This window comes from Vibrio sp. F13, assembly GCF_020806305.2.
GTDB classification, from domain to species: domain Bacteria; phylum Pseudomonadota; class Gammaproteobacteria; order Enterobacterales; family Vibrionaceae; genus Vibrio; species Vibrio crassostreae_C.
This window is the reverse complement of sequence record NZ_CP170175.1, coordinates 790,310-809,058: the sequence shown is the minus strand read 5'-3', so window position 1 is coordinate 809,058 and position 18,749 is coordinate 790,310. Positions and strand designations below refer to the sequence as shown.

Here is an 18,749-nt window from a genome sequence, read left to right as displayed (position 1 = left end):
GTATAGACTTAGCCAAACAATTGAGGCCAGCGATTGCTGGCCTTTTTTATTATTTGAATTCCTTATGGAAAAGGTGATATGTCTGTCAGTGTTTTAAGACTCTCGAGTTTACTTTTTATCGCAAGCTTAACGGTTGGGTGTTCAAGCGCGCCGGACGAAAGTGTTGACGATGATAACCTCGAAACCTCTGAATACGTCGAAGAGTCCCACTCCAATGATCCTTTTGAAGGTTTCAACCGAGCGATGTGGAATATCAACTACGAATATCTAGATCCTTACTTAGTTCGCCCTGTTTCCCTCGCTTATGTTGACTACACCCCTGTGCCAGTGCGTTCTGGTATCTCCAATTTCCTAGCCAACTTAGACGAACCATCAAGCATGGTGAATAACCTTATTATGGGCAATGGTGAAAAAGCACTCGACCATTTCAATCGTTTTTGGATTAACTCAACGATTGGTTTGTTAGGCTTAATCGATATTGCTAGCGAAGCTGGGATCACCAAGTACGATGATAAGTCGTTCTCTGATGCGATTGGTCATTACGGGGTAGGGAACGGTCCGTACTTCATGGTACCGGGTTATGGTCCACTAACAACGCGCGAAGTGACTGAAACCGTTGATGGTATGTATGTGCCTCTGTCTTTCTTGAACTTCTGGGCAAGCTTAGGCAAGTGGGCATTTGAAGGCATGGAAACACGTGCTCAGTTAGTGTCACAAGAGGCGCTGTTGGATAACTCTCCTGATCCATATGCATTAACGCGTGATGTTTACATTCAACGTCGTGATTTCAAAGCCGAGATAGAACCTGAAGAGGTCGACCTTGAAGAGGAAGATTTCATCGATGGTTATCTAGAAGATTACTAGAAACACGATTTAGAGAACCGATAAAAGAAAGGCTCGATGTTGATGCAACATCGAGCCTTTTTAATATTTTCTACTTTTAGGGCGGTAGACTAGAAGCGGTAGTTCGCTTGGATACCCACTAGCCAGATGCTACCAGTTACTTCACCTTCGAAGTCACCACCAAATGGCGCAGAACTTGCGTCATCTTCGACCATTTTTGCGTCTTTAGCTAGAATGTAAGTGAAGCCAGCATCTAGAGTTAGTTGCTCAGACCATTGATATCCAGCACCAATGCTTAACCAAGTGCGGTCTGTTTCTGGGATCGTTGCCGTACGGTGCTCATCGCTTACCGCTGAAGTATCGTATGCGATACCAGAGCGTAGAGCTAACTTAGGCGTCATTTGGTAAGTCGTACCAATCGCAAAGCGGTAGTTATCTTCCCAGTTTTCTTCTTTGATATCTTGGGAGCTATCGGTAAACTCAGGGATGTCAGCTACCAGTTCTTTAAAGCTGCTCCAGTTTGTCCAGTTGATACTTGCATGCACTGCAACTTTATCTGTTAATTTATGAAAGCTTGCAATTTCTGCAGTTGCAGGAAGAGCAAGATCCATTGAACCTTTATATTTAGGTTTTACAACAGCTGCTTCTTGATCAAATGCCACACCTTTAGCATGACCCTCTAGGGTTAAATCCACTTCAGATTTGTAAGCAAAACCTATGCGGTGGTTTTCATTAATTTGCCATGCGGTACCAACCTGCCAACCTAAGGCGGTATCGTCGCCTTCCATGTACTTCAAAGTTGTTCCTGCAGGCACAGATGGTACTAATGAGTTCTTAGTAGAAACAGCACCAAAGCTACCTTCCGCCATCACATAGCGAATACCGCCGCCAACAGACACATTGTCTAATACTTGGTAAGCAGCATTAAGGTTTAATTCCATGCTGATAACGCTAGCTTCATTACCATGGTTTGCACCGCCAAAGTCAGTACCTAAGTTAGTTTCCATTCCGTAGTTTGTTCCAGCAGCAAAGCCTAATGCAAACTTATCGTTGTACTTATGAGAGATGTAAAAATTTGGGATAACAGCACTATGTGCAAAATCACTGGAACTAGATGATGTTTTATTACCTAGCATCGATGTTGATGTGCCATCGATATCAATGTTCGGGTCAACATAGATAGCACCAACAGAGACCTGTGTGCCTTCTAGATAAGTAAGAAGGGCAGGGTTACGCCATTGTGAACCAGCGTTGTCTGCGATTGCTGCTTCACCAGCGTATGCGCGGCCTAGGCCTGTTGCCGAGTATTCTGCTAGTTGAAAACCTGCCGCGTGAGTGACGGTAGAAGTCGAAAGTAGTCCAACTGCCACAGCAGCAGATAGAAGAGTCTTATTCATTTTCATTATTATGTTCGCTGAATCATAAGTATTTAGTGGCGTGATTCTACTTTTAGAGTCATTACTTTAAAAATGAAATTCGAATAAAACAGTGTTTTAGGGATTTAATGAGTAAATGTGTTTAATTATTAGAGAAATAATCTAAATGTTTCGGCTGTGTTGCGAAGTTTGAGCGTACACTTGTAGTCATATATTGACCTTGCAGGCTACAGTTGTAAGCTTAAATTGAAGTGGGTCAGTGGTTTAGGTAATAAAAAAGGGTCGCATAATGCGACCCTTTGGGGATAAATTATTAGCTTATATTAGAAGCTACGGCTGTACTGCAGACCCATCAGGATTGCATCAGCATGTGTTGTTGCGTTAACACCGGTTGAAAGCCCAGGAGCGACTGGCGTAGTTTCTGATACATCTACATCATCACCCATTAGGTATGTGAAGCCGAAGTCAACATTAGAAACTGTGTCAATGTGGTATGTGAAACCAGCAGAGAACCATTGACGATCAGAATCTGGAACAGAAATTGAAGTCAGTTCATCCTGTGCACTTGTGTCGTACATGTAACCTGCACGAAGAGTCCAATCAGAGTTTAGGTAGTATGTACCACCAATAGCGTAGTGCCAGCCATCTTGCCATTGGTATTGTTTCGCATACGACGAGCCAAGAGGTGAGCCTTGTAAGTTTTCAAAGTCGATTTGATCGAATGCACCCCAACCAATCCATTGTACAGAGTAGTGAACTGCGAATTTAGTATCTTCGATTTTGTGGTAACCCGAGAATTCAGCGATATCAGGTAAAGGTAAGGTGATTTCTTGGCCTTTATCATCTTTAGCTGTGATCTCTGGACTGTAGCGGTAAGCTAAGCCGAAGCGGTTGTTTTCGTCTAGTTCATATACAGTACCAACATTGAAGCCCACAGCCCAACCATCAGCCTCATCAACATCGACTAATGTTGTTCCGGCAGGAACTAAACCGCCACTAGCTACACCTAGAGCTGCACTAGTTTCTCTTTTCATGGTGCCTTGACCGTAAATAAGGTCTAAACCTGCACCAAAGCTCCATTGTTTATTCAGTCGGTATGAACCAGCAAGGCCAAAGTTAATGCTCTGAACATCTGTTAAGCCGCCGTATTCAGCTGCAGTATAACTATCATCAAACTCTGTCTTAGTACCGAAGTTTGAGTACGCATTAACACCCCAAGCGAATTTATCATTTACTGGAACGATAAGGTGGATATTTGGCGCGATAGATGTATCACCAACATCATCCGTGTCGGCAACCGGAATTGGACTGCCATTAATATTGTATTCAGCATCGTTTACTTCAATCATTGAAGTAATGCTTTCAAAACCAAGCGAAAGCTCAGTTTTGTCAAATAGTGCCATTGCTGCAGGGTTACGTGCCATTACTGACGCGTTATCTGCGATTACTGCATCACCAGCGAAAGCACGGCCGATACCGGTAGCTGATTGTGCGTTAAGTTGGAAACCTGCTGCCATCGCTTGCGAAGACGCCAGTGTAATTGTTACTGCTAAAAGAGACTTTTTAAACAGACGCGTGTTGTTGGTAGTCATTCATTTATTCCTTTATATATCCGCCTCTACAGGGCGATTAATTTGAGCAATTGCTCAATGGTGGCTGATCCTATTCGCAAGTATACGATATACAAATCCGACCATTGGGAATTTTGAGTGGAAAATTATGGAAATGACGCCTATCTGGCACGAAAATGGTGTGAAATGCTGTTTTTTAGAGTTTTAACTCTAGAGATATTGGTGGTGTGAATGGTTTTGTGGTTTATTTATAAATAAAGCCCAGCAATATCAGTAATATAATTGCTGGGCCTTTTGTGACGGGGCTTTAAGAGCGAATCAGCTCATTGGTTTGATCATTTTTGTCAGCTTTTCGGCGATTTTGGAAACATCCTCACCATTTTCACCCACAAGGATTAAGCTGCTGCCATCTACGGGTGTTACCGAGCCGGACATGCCTTTTTCATCAAAATCGATAGGTTTGTCTGTTGGAATACCGGTTAAAAACAGTGTTACTTTGCCTTTTGCGCCTTGGAAGACCATATGTACTGCGTTGGATTTACCAAAGCCACAGTGGTTTAGGTAATAAACATGGTAAGGGAAAGCGTCATCAAACTGAAAAGCAAATGGGTTCATTTTTGCGTTGATCTGCTGCGATGTAACCTGTTCATCGATGCTACTAACAAAGCTCTTCTCATCAACAACATGCTTCATCGCTGTATCAACTAAACTAGCTTGCGCAGGTGAAACGAATGCATTTCCCCAATTCACTTGGCCAACTAATAAACCTGCAACGAATGCTACTGAGGCGGCCATTGCCATTGCTCGTCTCGCAAACGTTGGCCTTACTACTTTGCTTTCTTCGCTTGAGGTCTGATTGAACAGAATACGATCAGCAAGATCGTCTGGCACATCCACATTCATCGCAGAGTGGATCTGTTTATCAAGCGCTAGTACATCGTCTAAGAAGTTACTATTGGCTTCGCTATTCGCGGTCGCATCAACAATATCTTGTGTACGTTGTTTAGGTTCCGACAATACACGACGACGAAATTCCAAATCATCCATTATGTTGCCCCCTCTCTGCCTCTTCTGTATCCAACAGCTCTTTCAACTGATTTCGAGCTCTGAATAAACGTGTCATCACCGTGTTTTTGTTGAGATCGAGAATATCGGCAATCTCATCACCACTAAAACCACCAATCACTTGCAAGAAGAGAGGTTCACGGTAATCAATTTCAAGTTTCATGATCTGGGCTTGCAACCACTGATGCTGATGGTGCGGGTCATCACTGACACTAGCATCGTTACCGTGATCGTCGATATCAACCAGATCAAACTGTTTGCGTTCAAAACGTCGAGCGTTCTCGCGTCTCAAGATGGTAATCAGCCAAGATTTGGCGGCTTTTTCATCTTGAAGGCTATCGAGTGACTTCCATGCACGAAGGCAAGTTTCTTGAACTAAGTCTTCGGCAATGCTTTTGTCTTTGCATAACCAATAGGCGTAGCGAAAGAGGTCACGATGATAGGCGCGCACAAGTGCTTCGTATTTTCTTTGTTTGTCCATATCAGAGTTGACCGGACGCTTGGCTGTTTTCTTTCCAAACATTTTTATTATTGACACACGAGCCTCCATAATTGCTCTGCGTATAGCTGTCCTCTATACGTTGTGCTTCGTTTTTATATTTTTAGAGCTAACGATCGGCAGGAAATCGTAAAATCACATTAAAATTGATCTACTTCAAAATCTAAGGCCTCGAACTCGTTATAGTACACCTTGTCGTCTAGTTAGTCATTCGTGGCTAGCATGTTGAGCAAGACGACACTTCCTTTTGAAGGCTGACTTTACTTTCTCCTAATCAGGAAACTGATTATTTCAATTGGCGCTAAGTTAATTGCTTTATATACATTCCGACCACACAGCTTTGTGTGGTTTTTTTTTGCCTCAAGAAAACCATTCCCTACACAGCGATAACAGTCTTTGCTTACAATAGTTTAGTCTCTTACGACAACCTTTCCCCCAAAAAGGTTCGCCTGAATGCGCAGTTATATTTTCAAACAGTGAGATACTCGTATCACGTTTATTTAAACGCTCGTTTGATTTAATTAACAACTTCTTTACAATACTTCAGGTCAGACCTCTTAACTTTAAGGAGAAACCATGGGCAAACAGGAAGTCAAAACGCGTTCTGGAGAACGTGTTGCCGTTGTCGCTGGATTACGAACCCCATTTGCTCGTCAGAGCACAGAATTTAGCCAAGTGCCTGCGGTTGACCTAGGCAAAATGGTTGTGAGCGAAATGCTTGCAAGAACGGATGTCGATCCTGCGCTTATCGAACAAGTTGTGTTCGGCCAAGTAGTGCAAATGCCAGAAGCGCCGAACATTGCGCGTGAAATCGTGTTGGGCACAGGCATGAACATCAATACCGATGCCTACAGTGTCACACGAGCATGTGCGACCAGCTTCCAAGCGGCAGTTAACGTGACCGAAAGCATTATGGCTGGCACGATTGATGTCGGTATTGCGGGCGGTGCGGACTCTTCTTCTGTATTGCCTATCGGTGTTTCGAAAAAGTTAGCGGCAAATCTATTAGCGCTGAGTAAAACGAAAACTATGGGTCAAAAGCTGAAGATTCTTAAAACGCTTTCCGTAAAAGATTTGATGCCAGTACCACCTGCAGTTGCAGAGTACTCGACCGGTTTATCCATGGGACAAACGGCTGAGCAAATGGCTAAGACGCATGGTATTACTCGCGAAGCTCAAGACGCACTTGCTCACCGTTCTCACTCTTTGGCTTCTCAGGCATGGAAAGAAGGCAAGATTAAAGACGAAGTGATGACGGCATTCCCGGCACCTTACAAAAAGTATCTAGCGGAAGACAACAACATTCGCCACGACTCAACGGTTGAAGGATACGCCAAGCTACGTCCTGCTTTTGATAGAAAGTACGGCAGTGTAACGGCAGCCAATGCTACGCCACTGACTGATGGCGGTGCAGCAGTGATGTTGATGCGCGAAGGTAAAGCGAAAGAACTAGGCTTAGAAGTGCTTGGTTATATTCGTGGTTATGCGTTCTCAGCGATTGGTGTTGAAACAGATATGTTGATGGGCCCGACTTACGCGACCTCACAAGTATTAAAGAACACCGGTTTAGAGTTGTCAGACCTTATACTGATCGAGATGCATGAAGCATTCGCTGCCCAAGTTTTGGCTAACGTTAAAATGTTCGCGAGCGATGAGTTTGCACAGAAGAATCTTGGCCGCGACAAAGCGATCGGTGAGATTGATATGGAGAAGTTCAACGTGCTGGGTAGCTCGATTGCTTACGGACATCCGTTTGCAGCGACTGGCGCGCGCATGATGACTCAAACATTACGTGAACTGAAACGTCGCGGTGGCGGCTTGGCATTGAACACAGCGTGTGCGGCTGGTGGTTTAGGTGCAGCAATGATCTTGGAGGTAGAATAATGTCTACGACTCTTGATGCAACAACAGAAAAAGAAACAGTCGCTCAACCAGATTCAACCTCTGCGACTGAATCAACCAAAAAGAAAGCGACAGCATTTACTCTCAATATCGATGAGCAAGATATTGCTTGGTTAGCGATTGATGTACCAAACGAGAAAATGAACACGCTGCAAGCGGCTTTTGCTGAAGAAATGAAAGCCATCTTCGAGCAACTCAAAGAAAAGCAAAGCCGAGTTAAGGGCCTAATCGTTCATTCTCTTAAGCCAGATAACTTTATCGCTGGTGCTGATGTAAGAATGCTTGATGCGTGTAAAACGGCTGACGAAGCACAGTCTCTGGCTCGCCAAGGGCAGGAGATGTTCCAAACGCTTTCTGAACTACCGTACCCAGTAGTCGCAGCGATTCACGGCCCATGTTTAGGTGGTGGTTTAGAGCTTGCACTGGCGTGTGATTACCGTGTATGTACCGATTCAGATAAGACTCGCGTTGGTCTGCCAGAAGTACAGTTAGGTCTGTTACCAGGCTCTGGCGGTACACAGCGTCTACCTCGCCTTATTGGTTTGTTGCCATCTCTTGACCTAATCCTTACGGGTAAGCAACTGCGCGCTAAGAAAGCGAAATCGCTCGGTGTTGTCGATGCTTGTGTGCCTGAAACTATCCTGCTTGAAGTCGCTAAAAGCTTTGTTGAAAAGAATACGGGCAGTAAAAAAGGTAAGCGCCTTGCGTCGAAAAGCCAAGCGTCGACCAAAGAAAAGCTGATTTCACGTAACGGCCTTGGTCGTAAAGTGATTTTTGAACAAGCTTCTAAGAAGACCAATCAGAAAACACGCGGCAATTACCCAGCAGCGGATGCGATTTTAGACGTGATTCGTTATGGCCTTGAGAACGGCTTTGATAAAGGTCTTCAGTATGAAGCGAAGCGTTTCTCAGAACTGGTTATGACTTCAGAGTCTAAAGCCCTTCGTTCGATTTTCTTTGCAACCACGGAAATGAAAAAAGAACACGGCGCAGACGCAGAACCCAAAGCGGTTAAGCGTGTTGGTGTGCTAGGCGGTGGTCTTATGGGCGCAGGCATCAGCCATGTCAGTGTTGCTAAGGCGAAAGTGCCTGTACGCATTAAAGACGTATCAAATGAAGGTGTACTGAACGCGCTTAACTACAACTTCAAGTTGTTCGATAAGCAGCGTAAGCGTCGCATTCTGAGCCGAGCGGGCCTTGAAAGTAAGATGCTTCAACTGTCTGGTGGTATCGACTTTACGAGCTTTAATCACACCGATGTGGTGATTGAAGCGGTATTTGAAGACCTCGACCTTAAGCAGTCAATGGTTGCGGACATCGAAGCCAATGCCAAGCCAGAGACTATTTTCGCGACGAATACGTCTTCATTGCCGATCCATAAGATTGCGGAGAAGGCGCAGCGACCAGAAAACGTGGTCGGTCTTCACTACTTCAGCCCAGCCGAAAAAATGCCGCTAGTAGAAGTTATCCCTCATGAAACTACGTCAGAAGAGACGATTTCTACGGTTGTTGCATTAGCGAAGAAGCAAGGTAAAACGCCGATTGTTGTGAAAGACACGGCTGGTTTTTATGTGAACCGTATTCTTGCTCCGTACATGAACGAAGCAGCGCATTTACTGCTAGCGAACGAGCCGATTGAAAAGCTCGACAGCACGTTATTGGACTTCGGTTTCCCGGTTGGTCCTATCACTTTATTAGATGAGGTGGGTGTTGATATCGGTGCGAAGATCATTCCGATTTTAGTGAATGAGCTTGGCGATCGTTTCCAAGGTCCTGATGTGTTCGATATTCTTTTGAATGACAATCGTAAAGGCCGCAAGAGTGGTAAAGGTTTCTACACTTACAAAGGCAAGAAGAAGGAAGTGGATAAGTCAGTTTACAAGCTGCTTAAGCTGCAACCAGATCCTAAGTTGAGCGATAACGATATCGCGATGCGCTGTGTGTTACCTATGCTAAACGAAGCGGTTCGTTGTCTAGACGACGGCATTATCCGCAGCCCTCGTGATGGTGATATCGGTGCGATTTTCGGTATCGGTTTCCCGCCATTCCTAGGTGGTCCGTTCCGTTATATGGATCAAATCGGCATTAAGTCACTGGTTGAGATGATGAACGATTTCGCTAAGAAGTACGGTGATCGTTTCGCGCCATGTGATGGCCTACTGACACGTGCTGGATTGGGTGAGTCTTTCTACAAGTAACTCTCTAACTCATTGATTAAGAAGCCCGTATCAAGCAATTGATGCGGGCTTTTCTGTTTTATGAACGAGTGTGAAAGGAATGAGATTCCCGACTCAGTCGTTCCTCCTTCTCGGGAATGATGATTGAGAGATAAAAAGTAAGTTATTGCGTTGATTAGAAAGGTGGTCAAACACACGTCAATCAAAACTACCGTCATCTCCTAAAGCGACGAAGGAGCGTAATAGGAGATCTGCTTTTGGACTGCATCCAATAAAAAAGGTTGATGCTTTCACATCAACCTTATGATTTTCATTCCAGCTTTATCAGCCTAGCTCAGTATCTTTCGGGCGTAACTGAAACTCATCAATAGAGCCAATTTCAACACCTGCTGACAGCTTCTCTTCCTCATTATGAGCATTACCGTGAGCATGCATAATCAGGCGATTTGCCGTGCGTGGTTTTAGCTGGCTAACCACAAAACGCATCATGTCTGAGCGAGTTAACCCCTTAAGGTCTTCCAATACGCGCTCTCTCTGGTTGAACTCAACATCCTTATTGCCTATCGCAACCCATAAGCGCTGAGCTCGCCCTCGCAAAGTCGTATCTGGTGCCGAAATCTGATTCCAGAGACCGCGCTTACTGCTGTGCCATTGATAGTCGTTAAGCTCCAACAGCACCATGTAAAAGGCATTGAGGAACTCATCTATTGAAGCTAACAAGTCAGCAGGGGCGGCATTCGGTGATTGCACATACAACACAATACCAGGGTGTCGGTTGAGCGGCATATTGCCAGTACCGACCATGTAACCTAGCTGCTGCTTGGTTCGTATCTCATGGAAGAAAGTGGCCGACATCAAATGGTTTGCCAATGAATACAGCGCGATATTTTTAGGTGAAATATCAGGGCATTGGTAATAAACCACAATTGCTGAATCATCTTGGTTACACACCACTTCACGTTGGAAGCTGCCGTTTTCACCGAGCATGATGAGCGGACGCAGTGATTCTTCGTAAGCCTGATCTTGAACACGCAGTGCATCTTTTAGCGTTTCAGCCATCTTGTGTGCATCGGCTTTTTTCCAGTCGCCATACACAAACATCTCAACATGAAGTTCCGCCAAGATTGCTTGAACAAAAGAGGAGAGCTCATCGACCTCTATCGTTTCTAGGGCTTCAATTAACACGGAATAGGGCGGGTTATTTGGTTGAAGTATCCCAGTCATTGCATTAAACAACTGCGAAATAGGGCGATCTTGCGACGCGTTGTTCCAGTTTCTGAGCAATTGATGCTTGATGGTTTCGAAGCGTGTTGGACTAAAGTCGCGTGCTTGGAAACGTTCAAGAATCATATTGAGCAGTTGTGGCTGTTTCTCGCTAAACCCGGACAGAGTGAGCGTTACACCGCCCTGATGGGTGTACATGTTGTAGCCCATTCCGGCGATTTCAGCCTGATACGTATCTTTTTCGAGTGAGTCTAAGAACATTTCTACACACAAGCGTGTTTTAACGATATTTCTTGGGCTAGCGACTGAGTGCGGGCTATCGATAGCAACATACACCACACCTTTTGGCACCCGGAATTGATGGTCTTGCAGATGCCATAGCTTAAAACCATCGAGCTCTTCTAACAGTTGTGGGAACTTAGCGTCACCTTCGAGTTCAGTCGGGTCTAGATCGTAGCAAATAAACGGGTTTTTGCTTGGGAGTTCAAACTGCCAACCGGGGTTAATGCACGTAAAGCATTGAACTTGTTCAGCGCTAAAAGGTGTGACCGAGTAGGGCGTAAAGTACCACTTCGCTTCCCTGTCATACTCGAATCCCTGAGCAACAATGGTTGCCCGCATGTTGTCGACGGTTAAGTAAGGCAGCAAAGCACGCTGTAATTCGTCATCGAAATGCGACATTTTGTAATCGCCATACACCACATCTTGCTCTTGGTAGTGCTGCATGTTGATAACAAGGTGGCTGACCACATCAAGCGGTCTTGCTGGCTCTTGAAAGCGGAAAGCAGACTCTAAAACGGCGCGTTTTTCTAGGTAGCGCCACTCTTCTATGCCTTGTTGTTCGACTAACTTGATGTACTGAAATATCGCTTGGATGATGTTATCGGTTTTGGTTAAACCTTCTATGGTCAATGAGCAACTGACTGTGAAATCACGGTAGTTACTGCCACTCGCGCCACCACCTGCAGAGAGAGATGTTATCCAGCCTTTCTCTTTGAGTTGCATCATCAAACTGCCTTCACCTTCGTAACCTAAAAGGTGGGCAAAGAACGACAAAGGCTTAACGCCGTAGTGTTCGTCCATGCTTGGCATCGGGAAGGTTAAGATCAGTTTGCGCACTTCTTTAATCGGCTCAACGCGGACTTGTACACCCGTACTTAACTCGCCGACAATCGGAACTTCAACCTTTTTGCCTTGTAGGTTGTGATTGGTGATTGAGCTAAAGCGATCCTCAACCCAGCTTTGCATCTCATCTAACGACTGATTGCCAGACAGTGTCAGTGTCATCAAGTCAGCAGAGTATTGTTGCTGGTGGAAAGCCAAGATCTCTTGTCGAATCGTCTCGCCGTTTCTGTCGCCCAACGTATCGATATTACCGACAGAAAACTTCGAGAATGGGTGATTGTGATTCACCAGTTCTTTGGTAACTTGGTACAAGCGTCGTGAGTCGTCGTTGAGTTTCATCTTGTATTCGGAGTCAACGGCTTGGCGTTCTTTGTCTAACGCTTCTTCGTTGAAAAGGGGAGCGGTAAAAAATTGGCTGAAGCGATCGAGTGCGGTTTCAAAGGCATTCAATTCAACATCAAAAAAGAAGCAGGTGTGCTCTGTTCCTGTCCAAGCGTTGTTGCTACCGCCATGCTGGCTGATAAAACTTTGGAACTCTCCGACCTTTGGATACTTTTCAGTTCCCAAAAATAGCATATGCTCTAAGTAGTGAGCTAAACCCTCTCGGTCTGTAGGGTCATCAAAATGCCCCACATTGACGGCTAATGCGGCTGCTGCTTTTTGAGCATTTTGATCCTGAACTAACAGTACACGTAACCCGTTATTTAAGGTTATGTAGCGGTATTGATGTTCATCATTTGGGCTTAAGTGCACAGGAGCATCTCCAGAGAAGGTGGTTTTTAAATTATGTACCCGATGATTCGGCGTGCAAACCTTGTGATCATATTTTGGGATATGAAGTGCTTTTTGGCGATTTCTAAATCACTTTTATCGATTTTTATCAGTAATTTATTTTCTTTTAACAAGATTGTTAAGAAAGTCGAACTCTTTGGCAAGTGACTTGATATAATTATTTATATTGACTGCGGTTTCTCTGGATTGAGAGCCAAACCTAAGTAGCGTTTCGCTGATATATGGGATATATCGACTTTCGACATGTTACGAAGACAGGATTGAACATGAAAATATTCATTATGCGCCACGGTGAAGCAGAGCATTTTGCGGATTCGGATGCAGAACGAGCGTTGACCAAGCGCGGGAAAATGGCTTCTCTTGCAGTGGCACAAGCTGCAAATGAGCAGGGGATTAGTCAATTCGATAAAGTGCTGGTGAGCCCATATTTAAGGGCACAAGAAACGTGGTTAGAGATCTCTCAGGCGTTTTCTGGAAAGAAAGTAGAAACCTGTGATGATATTACGCCTTATGGAATGTCCGACGATGTGTTTGATTTGACCTTAGCAATGGCTGAAGTAGAAAAACTAGAGACCATTTTATTTGTTTCTCATTTACCCCTAGTTGGCTACCTAACTGCAGAGTTTGCAACAGGCATGGCGCCGCCTATGTTTCCCACTTCGGGCCTAGCGTGTATCGACTTCAACCTTGAGACACAAAAAGGTGAGTTGCTTTGGAACATCAATCCATAAGCTCGTTGAGCTCTGTTTGATGACAAAGTTGCAGACAATTAGAAAGGGCATCTCAATATGATTGGGATGCCCTTTGTTGTTTTTTGGTGAGAGAGAGTTTGTTAACCAGAATTACTTCTCAGGAACCGAAAGCAAGACTAACAGCGCGCCATTGCCGCCAAACTCTAACGGCGCTTGGTGGAAAGCCATCACGTCTGGGTGCTGTGCTAACCACAAAGGCACCTTCTGTTTAAGGATGTGTTTACCGATACCGTGTTGAACACAGGCACACGCCACGCTCTCTTTCACGCAGTGCGCAATCATCGCGCCAAGCTCACGTTTGGCTTCTTGTTGAGTCATACCATGCATATCGAGATACACGTCAGGCACGTAGACACCACGACGGAGGCGCTTGACCTCATATTTAGAGACATCATCACGCGCATAACGCGTCGGACCGTCTTCGCTAAGATGCGGAATGAACTCATCCGAGAAATAAAACTCGCTATCACTGGCTTGTCTTGCCGTTCGAGTAATTTCTTTTTGCTTGGCATTTCTTTTTGGCTGCTGGACTATGGTATCCTGTTGCAACTTTTTAACGCCCTTTACTGCATCGTTGAACAGGGCGAAATCGTCATCGAAGTCGGTGTCTTTTTTGCTCATCAGGTTATGAATTCTAATTAGAAACGTAATTAGCAGTATTGTAGCGCTTTTCGGAGACAATTTTGGATAAGATTTTTGTAGAAGAAGCGGTATCAGAACTACACACGCTTCAAGATGTGATTCGTTGGACTGTTAGCCGCTTTAACGCAGCGGGCCTATTTTATGGTCACGGCACTGATAACGCGTGGGATGAGGCAGTACAACTTATCTTACCTACTCTTTATCTGCCGATTGATGTTCCTTCGCATGTGATGAACTCTCGTCTAACGAGCAGCGAACGTCTACGTATTGTTGAGCGCGTAATCAAGCGTATTAATGATCGTACACCAACGGCTTACCTAACCAACAAAGCTTGGTTCTGTGGTCTTGAGTTCTTCGTTGATGAGCGCGTTCTTGTGCCTCGTTCTCCAATTGGTGAGCTGATCGAAGCTCAATTCCAACCTTGGTTAACTGAAGAGCCAACTCGCATCATGGATATGTGTACGGGTAGTGGTTGTATCGCTATTGCTTGTGCTCACGCATTCCCAGACGCTGAAGTAGATGCGATTGATATCTCTACTGACGCATTGCAAGTTGCAGAGCAGAACGTTCAAGATCACGGCATGGAGCAGCAAGTGTTCCCAATCCGTTCAGATCTTTTCCGTGATTTGCCAAAAGAGAAATACAACCTGATCGTATCTAACCCACCTTACGTGGACGAAGAAGATATGAACAGCCTGCCAGATGAGTTTACTCACGAGCCAGAACTTGGCCTAGCAGCGGGTACAGACGGTCTGAAATTGGTTCGTCGCATCTTAGCTAATGCACCAGACTACCTAACTGACGACGGTATTCTTATCTGTGAAGTTGGTAACTCAATGGTTCATATGATGGATCAGTACCCAGAGATTCCATTCACTTGGATTGAATTCTCTAACGGTGGTCATGGCGTATTCATGATCACTCGTGAGCAGCTTGTTGCTTGCGCTGATGAGTTCTCTATCTACAAAGACTAGGTTTCAATTATTAGGTTAGTGCCCCTATCTTAGGGCTGTAAGCTTAGAACCTGACATCTAGTAAGACGTTCGATTTGAAACGTTTTTATTTAAACGCCATGCAGCAATGCATGGCGTTTTTTATTGCCTAGATTAAAGATGTTTGCATTTATATCGAAGACGTTAAGCGCAATATTTAGTTGATTAATATGAGGGCTTATTACATATTGGTGTTTAATATTTAGTCGTTTTAGTGAGTTAAGGAGGATTCACGATGAGCTTTGATACATGGATTTATTATTTATTAGCGGTGCTAATTTTAACGGCATCACCAGGACCAAGTTCTTTATTGTGCATGACCAAAGGTGTGCAATCTGGCTTTAAATTATCGATATTTACTGCCTTGGGGAGCTTAACTGCGATTACTGGTATTTTAACTTTATCGTTTACCGGGCTAGGGGTAATTATTGCTTCGTCTGAAGTGGTATTTAATGTCATAAAATGGACTGGTGCAGCTTATCTGATCTTCCTCGGTTGGAAGTCTTTACGTTCTAACCAGCAAGATTACGACAATCTATCCAGTCAACAAACCGATTCTCAACCTGTTAAAGAAAGCGCGGTGCAACACTACTTAAGTGGTTTTATTGTTGGCGCGAGTAACCCGAAAGCGATTCTATTTTTTACCGCACTTTTCCCTCAGTTTATCGACCCGTCACTCGCTCTACTTCCCCAGTTTGCGGTGTTTGCTTTAACCTTTGCTGTGATGGAGTTGTCTTGGCTATTGGTGTACGCGTATTTAGGTGCGAAGTCGTCAAACTGGCTATTCGCGAAAGGCAGAGCTAAGGTTTTCAATCGTGTTACAGGGGGCGTGTTTATTGGTGCTGGTGCGCTGCTTTCGACAACAAGCCGAGCATAAATTTTTGATTTATCAGAGGACTGAATAGTTACAGAAAATTCTTAATGCTGTCATAAAAGGTTAATATTAATGTGCTTGCCGCTTTTAGTGAAAAGCCGATATATTGTAGTTACACCATCACGTTCTCAAGGAGAGACATATGCAGCATCAAGAAATGATTCAACACAGTAACTTTGGCGTAATCAGTCGTACTTGGATTTTCTCTACCCTTTCTCTAGTGGGTATTCTTGCTCTAATGTAGTCAGCTTCATGGCTCTATAGTTTTAGTTTTTATTATGAAATCACTTGTTAAAAAGTCTTCAAAGTCAGAACTCTTTCTCTTATAAATGTGGCTTTTCTCATCAGGCTAGCCACTTAAATTTTTCTTAGTCATCTTCTTCTAGCAAGCATCCCCCAGTAATTTACTCCTAGTCAACACTTTCTTCCTGTGGAATGGTTTATCACCTTACCTCTATAAACAAGCGCCATCGCACTTCTGAAGTTGTTACGAAACTGTGATAATCTTAAGTTATCTTTTATCTACAGTGTATCTCTCATGTCTGTCTGGGATTCTATTTCATTTAACAATCGATTTACTGCATTACCTCGACTGTTCTATACCCCAATCCAACCAACTCCGTTAAGCAATGTCCAATGGCTCGCATGGAATCATAAGCTTGCGGATGAACTCGGTTTTTTGTCATTTGATGATGCTTCCGAGGAATTGCTTGAAACGTTATCTGGCAATGTTGAACCTGAGCAGTTTTCGCCTGTAGCAATGAAATACGCAGGCCACCAGTTTGGTTCTTATAACCCGGATTTAGGTGATGGAAGAGGGCTGTTATTAGCTCAAATTGTCGCGAAAAGTGGCGAAACGTTCGATTTACACCTTAAAGGTGCCGGTAAAACGCCCTATTCACGTATGGGCGATGGACGCGCTGTTATTCGATCAACCGTTCGTGAGTACTTATGTAGCGAAGCGATGGCAGGGCTCAATATCCCAACCACTCGCGCGTTGGCTATGATGACCAGCGACACACCGGTATATCGAGAGAAGCAAGAGTGGGGCGCATTGTTGGTGCGTGCTGCCGAATCACACATCCGTTTCGGTCACTTTGAACATCTGTTTTATACCAATCAGTTGGCTGAGCATAAGTTGCTGGCCGATAAAGTCATTGAATGGCACTTCCCTGAGTGTCTCGATGAAGAGAAACCCTACGCTGCTATGTTTAATCAGATTGTTGACCGTACCGCGGAGATGATTGCGTTGTGGCAAGCGAATGGTTTTGCTCATGGCGTGATGAACACCGATAACATGTCGATCATCGGGCAAACTTTCGATTATGGTCCGTTCGCGTTTCTTGATGAATATGACCCAAGATTGATCTGTAATCACTCGGATTACCAAGGTCGTTATGCTTTTAACCAGCAGCCAAGAATAGGGCTTTGGAACCTGTCGGCACTGGCTCACTCACTTTCTCCGCTGGTGGATAAGGCCGACTTAGAGGCGGCTTTAGAGCAGTACGAACCGCAAATGAACGGTTACTTTAGTCAGATGATGCGTCGTAAGTTGGGGCTACTTTCGAAACAAGAAGGCGACAGTCGTTTGTTTGAATCTATGTTCGAGCTGATGTCGCAAAACAAAGTCGACTACCCAAGGTTCTTTAGAACGCTATCGAACCTAGACACCTTGTCGCCACAAGAAGTGATTGATCTGATAATTGATCGAGAGGCAGCAAAACTGTGGGTAGATAACTACTTACAACGCTGCGAATTGGAAGATAGCTCAGTGGTCGAGCGCTGCGAAAATATGAGACAGGTAAACCCGAAATACATCCTCAGAAACTACCTAGCTCAGCTAGCGATAGACAAAGCAGAGCGCGGTGATAGCAGCGATATTGACGCTTTGATGGTGGTACTGGCAGACCCTTATGCGGAACACCCGGATTATGAATACCTTGCGGCTCTACCTCCTGAGTGGGGTAAAGCCATGGAGATCAGCTGCTCTTCATAACCAACCAATAGCGGATTAAGCCCTAAAGATTCAGATAGAGGTCACTAAGTTGTGATCTTTATCTGTTTGTTCTTCTAACTTTACAAACATGTCAATAATCAAACAATCGGCCAGCCTATACACTATGTGAATAAGTTGTAAATTTAATAGGTTTGGGCGATGCCAACAAATACTCGAATTCTCGTGGTGGATGATGATCAAGAAATCCGCGAGCTGCTGGAAGAGTACCTCACAAAATCTGGTTTCGATGTTTCTTCTGTGGGAGATGGTGTTGAACTAGAAGCTCATCTGCAAAACCAAGGTTATCCAGATCTGATTCTGCTTGATGTGATGCTACCCGGTGACGATGGTTTTACCTTGTGTCAACGCGTCCGTAAGCAATCGAATGTGCCTATCATCATGCTGACTGCCGTATCGGATGAAACCGACCAAATTATCGGCTTAGAAATTGGTGCTGATGATTACATTGCCAAGCCGTTTAGCCCTCGTCAGTTAATGGCGCGTATCAAAGCGTTGTTGCGCCGCGTTCTAGTGGTGGATGACAAGACAAGTGATGCATTGCCAAAACAGATTGTTTTTGGTGATTGGACGCTTGATACGTTAGCGCATCGAATTTCCCACAATGAAAACTCGGAAGAGATGGATTTGTCGGGCAGTGATTTTTCTCTGTTGATGTTGTTCTTAACTCGCCCTAACGAAGTTCTCGACCGTGACACTATCTCATTCGCGACCAGAGGCCGTGAAGCGTTGCCTTTTGAGCGAGGCATTGATGTGCAGCTTAGTCGTCTGAGAAGCCGATTGGGCGACAGTGGCAAGTATCCTCACTACATCAAAACCATGCGCGGTAATGGCTATATCCTCGCTGTGCCTGTTCAGTATGAACACTGATAATCAAGTGATGTTAATGAGCACCTCGGCA

Annotated in this window: 14 protein-coding genes; 8 read left to right on the top strand and 6 right to left on the bottom strand. The window is 44.6% G+C overall.

Annotated features, from left to right (window positions below; all coding sequences use genetic code 11):
- Positions 1–78: 78 nt before the first annotated feature.
- On the top strand, positions 79–864 hold the full coding sequence (locus tag LMH68_RS03620; protein ID WP_229647696.1) for a VacJ family lipoprotein: 786 nt from the start codon (positions 79–81) through the stop codon (positions 862–864).
- Between the two features lie 89 nt (positions 865–953).
- Here the strand turns inward: LMH68_RS03620 and LMH68_RS03615 are convergent, their stop codons facing one another.
- The 4 genes from LMH68_RS03615 to LMH68_RS03600 form a co-directional block, all read right to left on the bottom strand.
- A complete protein-coding gene (locus LMH68_RS03615; RefSeq protein WP_229647697.1) occupies positions 954–2,246 on the bottom strand; it encodes an outer membrane protein transport protein in 1,293 nt (430 codons plus the stop codon).
- Between the two features lie 296 nt (positions 2,247–2,542).
- Positions 2,543–3,811: an outer membrane protein transport protein gene (locus tag LMH68_RS03610; protein WP_069597167.1), complete on the bottom strand. Its 1,269-nt coding sequence runs from the start codon at positions 3,809–3,811 to the stop codon at positions 2,543–2,545.
- A 297-nt stretch (positions 3,812–4,108) separates the two neighbouring features.
- Complete coding sequence (locus LMH68_RS03605; RefSeq protein WP_017060647.1) at positions 4,109–4,837, bottom strand: DUF3379 domain-containing protein; 729 nt, start codon at positions 4,835–4,837, stop codon at positions 4,109–4,111.
- Entirely contained in the window at positions 4,830–5,378 is a 549-nt protein-coding gene (locus tag LMH68_RS03600; RefSeq protein ID WP_017060646.1) for a sigma-70 family RNA polymerase sigma factor, read from the bottom strand. Before LMH68_RS03600 ends, LMH68_RS03605 begins: the two co-directional genes overlap by 8 nt.
- Before the next feature lie 552 nt (positions 5,379–5,930).
- On the opposite strand from LMH68_RS03600, the gene fadI reads away from it, so the two are divergent.
- The gene (fadI, locus tag LMH68_RS03595; protein ID WP_229647698.1) at positions 5,931–7,238 is read left to right on the top strand and encodes an acetyl-CoA C-acyltransferase FadI; all 1,308 of its coding nucleotides are present in this window, start codon (positions 5,931–5,933) and stop codon (positions 7,236–7,238) included.
- Positions 7,238–9,454, top strand: coding sequence for a fatty acid oxidation complex subunit alpha FadJ (gene fadJ, locus LMH68_RS03590; protein WP_102332825.1), 2,217 nt, complete (start codon positions 7,238–7,240; stop codon positions 9,452–9,454). Before fadI ends, fadJ begins: the two co-directional genes overlap by 1 nt.
- 303 nt (positions 9,455–9,757) lie before the next feature.
- On the opposite strand, the gene LMH68_RS03585 is transcribed toward fadJ, so the two are convergent.
- Positions 9,758–12,535 carry an insulinase family protein gene (locus LMH68_RS03585; RefSeq protein ID WP_229647699.1) on the bottom strand — a complete coding sequence of 926 codons (2,778 nt, stop codon included), beginning with the start codon at positions 12,533–12,535 and terminating at the stop codon, positions 9,758–9,760.
- Between the two features lie 305 nt (positions 12,536–12,840).
- Between LMH68_RS03585 and sixA the strand changes: the two genes are divergently transcribed.
- The gene (gene sixA / locus LMH68_RS03580) at positions 12,841–13,305 is read left to right on the top strand and encodes a phosphohistidine phosphatase SixA (RefSeq protein WP_019824826.1); all 465 of its coding nucleotides are present in this window, start codon (positions 12,841–12,843) and stop codon (positions 13,303–13,305) included.
- 111 nt (positions 13,306–13,416) lie between these two features.
- Here the strand turns inward: sixA and smrB are convergent, their stop codons facing one another.
- Positions 13,417–13,947, bottom strand: a complete 531-nt coding sequence (gene smrB / locus LMH68_RS03575; RefSeq protein ID WP_017064096.1) for an endonuclease SmrB — start codon at positions 13,945–13,947, stop codon at positions 13,417–13,419.
- A gap of 62 nt (positions 13,948–14,009) precedes the next feature.
- On the opposite strand from smrB, the gene prmB reads away from it, so the two are divergent.
- From prmB to LMH68_RS03555, 4 genes are all read left to right on the top strand, one after another.
- The gene (gene prmB, locus LMH68_RS03570; protein ID WP_017060640.1) at positions 14,010–14,942 is read left to right on the top strand and encodes a 50S ribosomal protein L3 N(5)-glutamine methyltransferase; all 933 of its coding nucleotides are present in this window, start codon (positions 14,010–14,012) and stop codon (positions 14,940–14,942) included.
- 253 nt (positions 14,943–15,195) lie between these two features.
- On the top strand, positions 15,196–15,837 hold the full coding sequence (locus LMH68_RS03565; protein WP_229647700.1) for a LysE family translocator: 642 nt from the start codon (positions 15,196–15,198) through the stop codon (positions 15,835–15,837).
- 535 nt (positions 15,838–16,372) lie between these two features.
- Positions 16,373–17,830, top strand: a complete 1,458-nt coding sequence (locus tag LMH68_RS03560; protein WP_065583674.1) for a protein adenylyltransferase SelO — start codon at positions 16,373–16,375, stop codon at positions 17,828–17,830.
- 159 nt (positions 17,831–17,989) lie between these two features.
- A complete protein-coding gene (locus tag LMH68_RS03555) occupies positions 17,990–18,718 on the top strand; it encodes a response regulator (protein WP_229647701.1) in 729 nt (242 codons plus the stop codon).
- Positions 18,719–18,749: the final 31 nt, after the last annotated feature.

Excerpts from the sequence above, each read along its gene's own strand:
- fadI (WP_229647698.1), top strand. The coding sequence starts at position 5,931 with ATGGGCAAACAGGAAGTCAAAACGCGTTCTGGAGAACGTGTTGCCGTT.
- fadJ (WP_102332825.1), top strand. The coding sequence starts at position 7,238 with ATGTCTACGACTCTTGATGCAACAACAGAAAAAGAAACAGTCGCTCAA.
- LMH68_RS03600 (WP_017060646.1), bottom strand. The coding sequence starts at position 5,378 with ATGTTTGGAAAGAAAACAGCCAAGCGTCCGGTCAACTCTGATATGGAC.
- LMH68_RS03555 (WP_229647701.1), top strand. The coding sequence starts at position 17,990 with ATGCCAACAAATACTCGAATTCTCGTGGTGGATGATGATCAAGAAATC.
- LMH68_RS03615 (WP_229647697.1), bottom strand. The coding sequence starts at position 2,246 with ATGAAAATGAATAAGACTCTTCTATCTGCTGCTGTGGCAGTTGGACTA.
- LMH68_RS03605 (WP_017060647.1), bottom strand. The coding sequence starts at position 4,837 with ATGGATGATTTGGAATTTCGTCGTCGTGTATTGTCGGAACCTAAACAA.
- LMH68_RS03560 (WP_065583674.1), top strand. The coding sequence starts at position 16,373 with ATGTCTGTCTGGGATTCTATTTCATTTAACAATCGATTTACTGCATTA.
- smrB (WP_017064096.1), bottom strand. The coding sequence starts at position 13,947 with ATGAGCAAAAAAGACACCGACTTCGATGACGATTTCGCCCTGTTCAAC.
- sixA (WP_019824826.1), top strand. The coding sequence starts at position 12,841 with ATGAAAATATTCATTATGCGCCACGGTGAAGCAGAGCATTTTGCGGAT.
- LMH68_RS03620 (WP_229647696.1), top strand. The coding sequence starts at position 79 with ATGTCTGTCAGTGTTTTAAGACTCTCGAGTTTACTTTTTATCGCAAGC.
- LMH68_RS03565 (WP_229647700.1), top strand. The coding sequence starts at position 15,196 with ATGAGCTTTGATACATGGATTTATTATTTATTAGCGGTGCTAATTTTA.
- LMH68_RS03610 (WP_069597167.1), bottom strand. The coding sequence starts at position 3,811 with ATGACTACCAACAACACGCGTCTGTTTAAAAAGTCTCTTTTAGCAGTA.